This window comes from Microcystis sp. M_OC_Ca_00000000_C217Col (assembly GCF_007095585.1).
Taxonomy (GTDB): domain Bacteria; phylum Cyanobacteriota; class Cyanobacteriia; order Cyanobacteriales; family Microcystaceae; genus Microcystis; species Microcystis panniformis.
In genome coordinates, this window is the sequence record NZ_SFBV01000311.1 from 1 (window position 1) to 3,254 (window position 3,254).

General features: G+C 48.2%; 4 protein-coding genes. 3 read left to right on the forward strand and 1 reads right to left on the reverse strand.

From position 1 onward, the window contains the following. Nucleotides 1-219: 219 nt before the first annotated feature. Entirely contained in the window at nt 220-2,073 is a 1,854-nt protein-coding gene (gene ilvB / locus EWV66_RS19850; RefSeq protein WP_052278049.1) for a biosynthetic-type acetolactate synthase large subunit, read from the reverse strand. A gap of 153 nt (nt 2,074-2,226) precedes the next feature. Here ilvB and EWV66_RS19855 point away from each other — a divergent pair, with 153 nt between their 5' ends. The 3 genes from EWV66_RS19855 to EWV66_RS24235 all read left to right on the forward strand — a co-directional run. Next, nucleotides 2,227-2,412 (forward strand): hypothetical protein, encoded by a 186-nt coding sequence (locus tag EWV66_RS19855; RefSeq protein ID WP_287107330.1) that lies wholly within the window; start codon nt 2,227-2,229, stop codon nt 2,410-2,412. A gap of 46 nt (nt 2,413-2,458) precedes the next feature. Beyond that, the gene (bioD, locus tag EWV66_RS19860) at nt 2,459-3,190 is read left to right on the forward strand and encodes a dethiobiotin synthase (protein ID WP_287107328.1); all 732 of its coding nucleotides are present in this window, start codon (nt 2,459-2,461) and stop codon (nt 3,188-3,190) included. Beyond that, a partial coding sequence (locus EWV66_RS24235; RefSeq protein WP_502705652.1) for a transposase-like zinc-binding domain-containing protein occupies nt 3,177-3,254 on the forward strand: 78 nt, incomplete at its 3' end. The genes bioD and EWV66_RS24235, both read left to right, overlap by 14 nt.

The following is a 3,254-nucleotide window of genomic DNA, read 5'->3' on the forward strand; positions in this document are numbered from 1 at the left end:
TCGGAACTCGCCTTTTCTTTGATCCGCCTCAAGCCAGGAAAACACCCCGATTTTTCTAGGGGTCTAACGGCTATGCGCCTTATCCAGCAAGCCTTTTAGTCGCCTTGTCACCCCTTGAACAGCAAGCCCTACCTACTTATGATATTCACACAGTAGAGAAAAAGCCAAAAACCTCCGTTATACTTAACGGAGGCTGGTTAATTAACTAACAATTTTTGGTTACAATTTCGCCCCACATTCAGGACAGAATTTATTATTCCAACTGTTAACCGCACCACAACTGGGACAATCGAGCATTTCACAACCCTTGGTGACAATTTTCGGTAAACCAATCATACGCGCATTACTTTGACCGGGGGCGACCATGGGATAACAATTTTCGTCTCTAGCAACGATCGCATTGACCAAAACTGGACCATCATGAGCCAACATTTCAGCAATTTTTGCGGCTAATTCATCTCGATGGCGAATAGTAATCCCTTTAATGCCGTAAGCTTGGGCTAACAGTTCCACATCCGGCATTCCCACTTCCATATTGGAATTAGAATAACGTTCCCCATAGAAAGCTTCTTGCCATTGACGTACCATACCCTGCCAACCATTATTAATAATAATCGTCTTGGCATGAATATTAAATTGGGTTAGGGTGGCTAATTCCTGTAGATTCATTTGGAAACTGGAATCACCACTAATACAAATGACCTCCTCATCGGGAATGGCCACCTTTACCCCCATCGCAGCCGGTAAACCGAAACCCATTGTCCCCAATCCCGCGCTAGAAATCCAACGTCGGGGACCATTTTTGAGGAATTGGGCCGCCCACATCTGATGCTGGCCCACATCGGTGGTATAGTAGGCGTGGGGTGCTTGACGACCCACCTCAACGATTACTTCTTGGGGGGAAAGTCTGCCTTCCGGTCGGGGTACTTGTAGGGGATAATCTTGCCGCCAGCGCTCGATCTTGGCTAACCAAGCTTGGCTGCGATCGGGATTGGTGGGATAATCAAATTCTCTGGCTTTGTGGAGTATTTGTTCTAAAACTACCCGCACATCCCCGACAATCGGCACGTCAGGGGCGCGATTTTTGCCCACTTCCGCCGGGTCGATATCCACATGGATTACCTTAGCTTTTGAGGCGAATTCGTCCAATTTCCCCGTTACTCGGTCATCAAAACGAGCGCCGACTGCAATTAATAAATCACACTCGGTCACGGCAAAATTAGCGTAGGCAGTGCCGTGCATTCCTAACATTCCCACCGAGAGGGGATGATGTTCATCAAAAGCACCGATCCCCATTAACGTGGTGGTGACGGGTAACTGAAAACGTTCGGCAAACTCGGCAATTTGGGCGTGGGCATTAGCTGCGATCGCACCTCCGCCAACGTAAAGTAAGGGTTTTTCGGCGGTTTCCAAGAGGTGCAAAGCGGCCTCGATTTGACGGCGATTGCCCTTAACCGTGGGACGATAGCCAGTTAGTTTCACATCTCCCGGTTCGACGGGGATATAATCACATAGTTCTAAACCGACATCTTTGGGAATATCGACTAAAACCGGTCCCGGTCGTCCTGTACTGGCGATATGGAAGGCCTCAGCGATGATTCTCGCTACTTCGCGGGCATTTCTAGCCACATAGGAATGTTTAACAATCGGGAGAGTAATGCCATAAATATCGGTTTCTTGGAAAGCATCGGAACCGATGGCCGCCCGACTCACCTGACCGGTGATAATCACCATCGGGATGGAGTCCATGTGTGCGTTAGCGATGCCTGTCACCAAATTAGTCGCCCCGGGGCCGGAAGTACCGAAACAGACTCCCACTTTGCCGGTGGCCCTAGCGTAGGCATCGGCGGCATGGGCGGCCGCTTGTTCGTGGCGCACTAAGATATGTTGTAATTCTCCCCGTTCTTCAAAGCGGTAGAGTTCGTCATAGATGGGCAGGATCGCACCTCCGGGATAACCGAAGATGTGCTTAACGCCATGACGTTTGAGACTGTCCATCAAGGCATAAGCACCAGAACAACGCTGGGGAACCGTTGTTAAAGAGTCATTGGGCTTGGGAAGTGATGAAACCACAGGGCAAACCGTCCAATTTCTAACTAGAGGGATAATTGCAATTCTGTTGCCTAGTATGCAACTTGAAAAATAGCAAAATTGATAACCTTATACTTTTAGTGTATTCCATCTCACCTTTTTGGCCGCAGTTTTTTTTCTTTTTGCATCTTACCCATGCAATATCTGGGGAAGTGGGGTGATGGGGTGTGGGGTGTGGGGTGTGGGGAAGTGGGGAAGTGGGGAAGTGGGGTGTGGGGTGTGGGGTGTGGGGTGATGGGGAAGTGGGGAAGTGGGGAAGTGGGGAAGTGGGGAAGTGGGGAAGTGGGGAAGTGGGGAAGTGGGGAAGTGGGGATAAGATGATAAATATTGGTGATTTTACCTGATCTTGACTTGGCCCAGGAGTTTTATGAATAGTCTTTTGATTACGGCTACGGATACCGATGCGGGTAAAACCGTTGTCACCACTGCTTTAGTGGCTTATTGGCAAAAATACTATCCATCGAAGGCCCTGGGGCTGATGAAATTAATGCAAACGGGTCAAGGCGATCGAGAATGGTATGAGGGTTTATTTCAGGGTCAATTAGAAATGATCACACCGCTGCAATATCAAGCACCCTTAGCGCCTCCTGTGGCTGCTGATTTGGAAGGTCGAGATATTCCTTTGGGGACGGTGTGGCAAGCTCTGCTGAACCTACAAAAAAGCCAAGATTTGGTTTTAATTGAGGGTTTGGGGGGTTTAGGTTGTCCTGTCACCCACGAGCTAACTGTGGCGGATTTAGCGGCTCAATGGCGGTTAAAAACCCTTTTGGTGGTGCCGGTGAAATTGGGGTCGATTTCCCAAACGGTGGCTAATATTGCCCTAGCAGAGCAGAAAAAGGTCAATTTGGGCGGAATTATCCTTAATTGTCTCGAACCGCGCACGGAGACGGAAATAGAGCAGTTAACACCGATCGATTTAATTCAATCCTTGACTAATTGTCCAGTTTTAGGTGTTTTTCCCTTTATCGAAGATCGTCGGGATTTGGATAAATTGGCTTCGGTGGTAGCTAGTTGGCCAGAAATTAAGCTGCCCGCGCATTTAAATTGGGCGTTGCATAATAGAGATATGAATGGAGGAAATCAAAATGCAATGCCCTGAATGTAAATCTACCCATATCCGTAAAAATGGCATCAATAAACAAGGTAAACAAAATCATATTTGT

Coding starts and splice junctions, on each gene's coding strand:
- EWV66_RS19855 (WP_287107330.1), top strand. CDS start 2,227: ATGCAATATCTGGGGAAGTGGGGTGATGGGGTGTGGGGTGTGGGGTGT.
- bioD (WP_287107328.1), top strand. CDS start 2,459: ATGAATAGTCTTTTGATTACGGCTACGGATACCGATGCGGGTAAAACC.